Annotated in this window: 2 protein-coding genes; both read left to right on the forward strand. The window is 77.9% G+C overall.

The window, feature by feature from the left end:
* On the forward strand, positions 1–2710 hold a 2710-nt coding region (locus ACOJTC_RS25665), incomplete at its 5' end, for an SCO7613 C-terminal domain-containing membrane protein (RefSeq protein ID WP_420118814.1).
* 114 nt (positions 2711–2824) lie between these two features.
* A complete protein-coding gene (locus ACOJTC_RS25670; protein ID WP_420118815.1) occupies positions 2825–3976 on the forward strand; it encodes an FHA domain-containing protein in 1152 nt (383 codons plus the stop codon).
* Positions 3977–4096 lie beyond the last annotated feature (120 nt).

The raw sequence follows: 4096 nt of genomic DNA on the forward strand, positions 1-4096 counted from the left end.
CGGGGGTCCGGCGGCCGGCGGGGGGCCGGTCGCCGGGCCGTCCGGTTCCGTGCTCGCCGGCCGGGTGCTCGGTTGGCTCGGCTTCGGTGCCGCGCTGACCGTCGCCGCGAGTTGCGCCCTGGTGCCGCTGGCGCTGGGTCGGGCCGGCGGTCAGCCGCTGCTCGCCGGTCTGCCGTTGCTCCTCGTCGGCCTGGTGCTGGCCGGTGCGGCCCGGGTCGCCGCAGCGACGGTGTTCCGGCAGATCACCGCCGGGCTGCTGGTGCCGCTGCTGGCCGTGGCGGTCCTGCGGCCGGTGGCGGAACTGCGGGCCGGGTTCCTGCTGCTCGCCGTCGGCCTGGTGGCCGCCGCCCTGGCCGGTGCCGTCCGGCTGCTGCCGCAGCGGCACCGCACCGGTCCCCGGGTCGGCGCACTGCTGGTCGCGGGCGGTGCCGCCCAGGTCGTCGTGCTCGCCACCGGGGCGGTGGCGGTGCTCGCGGTGGACCGGTCGCTGCCCGCCTGGCAGGGTGCCGCCGCCGGGCCCGATCTCGCCTGGGGCTGGCAGTTGCCGCTCGTCGTCCTACTCACCGCCGGTGCCGGTCTCCTGCTGCTGCCGAGGGCGGCCCGCCCGGTGACCGTACTGCTGGCGGTGGTGCTCACGGCGGCGGCGCTGCCGGCGGTCACGGTCACCCCGTGGCCGGCCACCCTCGCGGTCGACCTGGTCGTCGGCGCGGCGCTGCTGCCGGTCGCGGTGCTGCGCGGCCGGCGCGCCCCGACCGTGCTGGTCGGCGCAGCGGGGGCCGCGGTGCTGCTCGGGCACGGCCTGCTGGTGGCCTCGGCCGCCCCGGTCGGGATGCTGGTGGCGCTCGGGGTGGTGCTGGTTGTCGGACTGTCGGTGGCGCTGCCCGGCCGGCCGGCGAGCGCCGTCGCGGGCCGGGTCGCCGGGGTCGCGCTGGCGGTCGCGCTGCGCACCGTGCCGGCCGGCGGGTCGGTCGCGTCGCGGGCCGTCGGGGCGCCGCCCTGGTGGCAGCTGCGGGCCGGGTTCATCGCCGCCGTGCTGCTGCTGGTCCCGCTGCTCGCGCTGCGTCGCCGCCGTCCCGACCTCGACGGGTACGCCGGCACCGCGCTCGCCCTGGCGCTCGCCGCCGTGGTCGTGCCGACCGTCGTACCCGGTGGGGAGCCGTTCGCGCTCTATGCGGCGCTGGCGGTAGTCGCGCTGGTACCGGCCGACCGGCGGACCGCACCGGTGACCCCGGGCCGGGTGGTCGGCGCGGTGCTGGCCGGTCTCGCGCTGGTCGCCGCCGCGCCGGTGGCCCTGGCCGCGCTCGTCGCCCCCTACGGCGGGCCGGTGCGGCCCTGGTCGGGCGTGCCGGTGGGGGACGGGCCGCCCGGTGCCCTCGTGGTCGGGGCGGCGCTGCTGGTCCTCGCCGGTACGGCCGCGCTGGTCGTCCACCGGCACACCGGTGACCGGTCCGGGGCGGCCGTCGCCGCGCTGCCGTTCGGGGCGGCGGCGCTGCCCGTGCTCCTGCTCGGCGCGGACGCCCCCTGGCCGGTGGTGCCGGCGACGGTGCTGCTCGTCGGGATCGCCGCCCTGCTCACCGCCACGCTCACCGGCCCGGCCCGGACCGCCGCCCCGGGCGCGGCCGTTCCCCCCGGGACCGCGCCGGTTGCTACCGGGACCGCCTCGGGCGTTCCCGGCATCGCGCCGGGCGTTCCCGGAGCCGTCGAGCCGGCCCCGGCCCCCGGCCGTGGCCGGGCGTTGCTGGTGCCGGTGACCACCCCGATCGGTCTGCTGTGGACGGCCGCCGGCCTGGTCGGGCTGCTCGCCACCCGGGCCGGCACGCTGGCCGGGCTCGCCCTGCTGGTGGTCGCGGCGGCGGTGGTCGGCGCGATCGGCCGGCGGGCCGAGGTACGGCTGCTCGGCTTCCTGACCGCCGTCGCGGCGGCCACCGGGTTCGCGCTCACCGCGCCGCTGGCCGCCGACCTGCCGCTGCGCACCGCCGGTTTCCCGGTGCTCGGGGTGGCGGTGGCGGTGCTCCTCGGCGCACCCGCGCTGGCCCGGCGCGGCTCGTTCACCGTACGGGCGCTGGAGGTTGCCGCGCAGGCGGTGGCCGTGCTCGCCCTGCTGCTCACCGTCGGCACGATCCGGTACGCGGCGGTGATCTGCGTGCTCTGGGGAGCCGCCGCAGCACTGCGGGTGCTGTACCCGGGCCAGTCGGCCGGCCGGCGGTGGGCCTTCGGGGCGGTGGCCGGCGGCAGTGAGCTGCTCGGCGCGTGGCTGCTGCTGATCAGCGGCGAGGTGGTGCTGCTGGAGGCGTACACCCTGCCGGCGGCCGGGCTGACCCTGGTGGCCGGGCTGCTCGCGCTGCGCGCCCGACCCGGGTTGACCAGTTGGCTCGCCCTCGGCCCCGCACTGGCCGCCGGGTTGCTGCCCAGCCTGGTGTCGGTGCTGGTGGCCGCCGACCCGCAGCCGTGGCGGCGGCTGCTGCTGGGCGGTGCCGCGCTGGCCGTGGTGCTGGTCGGGGCGGTGCGGCGCTGGCAGGCGCCGGTGGTGCTCGGCGGGGGTGCCCTCGTCCTGCTCGCGGTGCACGAACTGGTCCGGGGGTGGGACCTGCTGCCGCGCTGGATCTACCTGGCCGTCGGCGGGCTGGCGTTGATCACCCTCGCCGCCACCTACGAGCGGCGTCGGCGTGACGTGGCCCGGTTGCGCGCGGCGGTGGGCCGGATGGGTTGACCCGGGCACCGGTAGGGTCGTGCCAGGGCAGCGCCTGTTCACCCCGGCGGGCAGGTGCCTACCGGGCCCGGCGGTGGCGGCCCGGCCGATCGACGACATCCTCCGGAGCGCGCGATGAGATTCGAGATCAGCAAGGTGCTGGACGCCATCGAGGGACGGGTCTGCACCGATCCGTCCCTGGCCCGAGCGGTACTCGACCTGGCCGAGGTGATCCGCTACCAGGATCTCGACGGCGGTCGCCCGGCGAGCCTGCTGCGGCTCGGCATGGTGATCGACGCGCTCTCCCGCGAGCTGGCCGAGGACAGCGTCCCGGTCTACGCGATCGTGCACCGGGCGCTGCTCTCCGACGCGGACCTCACCTCCAACGAGCGGATGGTGGTCCGCCGCTGGGCCGACGACGGCCTGGTCGAGGTGCTCGACAACCCGGGTGACCGGATGCTGGAGGTGGCCGACCTGCTCGGCCTGCCCGTGGTCAGCCGGGTCCGGTTCGACGGCCTGCGCGGCCGGTTCCCGTGGCTGGTGGAGCAGCCGGGGCGGGTCGTCGCCCCGGTGCCCGGCGCGGGCGGCCCGGCCTTCGTCGCGCACGTCGGGGGCGGGCACACCCCGGTCGAGGGTGACCGGTCCCCGGTCGGCGGGCAGTTGCTGGCCCGCACGTGGCGCTGCCCGGAGCCGGGCTGCGCGCTGTTCGGCGGCGGCGGGGGCGGCGGGGCGTTCGCCGACCTGGCCCGGGTGGACCGGGCCCCGGCGGGTCAGCCGCCGCCCGCCCTGCGCAACGGCGTGCCGACCTGCCCCCGGCACGGTGCCCGGCTCTCCGACGCCGGGCCGCGCCCGCGCAGCGAGGTGCTGGCGATCCGGATCGGTGGCCTGATCCGCCGCCGGTTCGTGCTCACCGAGGACGAACCGGTGACTGTCGGTCGGGCCCCCGAGGAGACCGGGGGCGTGATGCTCGGGCAGTGGCTCAACGACGAGGCACGGCGCTGGATCAGCCGGGCGCACGTACGCTTCGAGCTGCGCGTCGGCGAGGTCATCGTCACCGACGTCAGCACCAACGGCTCCGGCATCCGGCCCAACGGTTCGATGGCCGAGGCCGACCGCGTCCCGCTGACCCCGAAGCAGTCCCGGGTGCTGGGCGGCGCGGACATGGTGGAGCTGTACCCCGGGGTGCAGGTCGGCCGGGCCCGGGAGCTGCCCACCGGTGCGGCGTTCACCCCGACGTCGGTGATGGCCGAGGCACCCACCATGGCGATGCGGCTACCACGCAACTGACCCCTACCGCCCGCGGCCGGTAGGGGTAGCTCCACCCCGGACTGGGGGCTGACAAGGATTGTCCACTCTCATCTATGACATCAGGCTTGGTGGCGGAAGGCCGCACATCGGGTGCGGCCC

This window comes from Micromonospora sp., assembly GCF_048594385.1.
Classification (GTDB): Bacteria; Actinomycetota; Actinomycetes; order Mycobacteriales; family Micromonosporaceae; genus Micromonospora; species Micromonospora wenchangensis.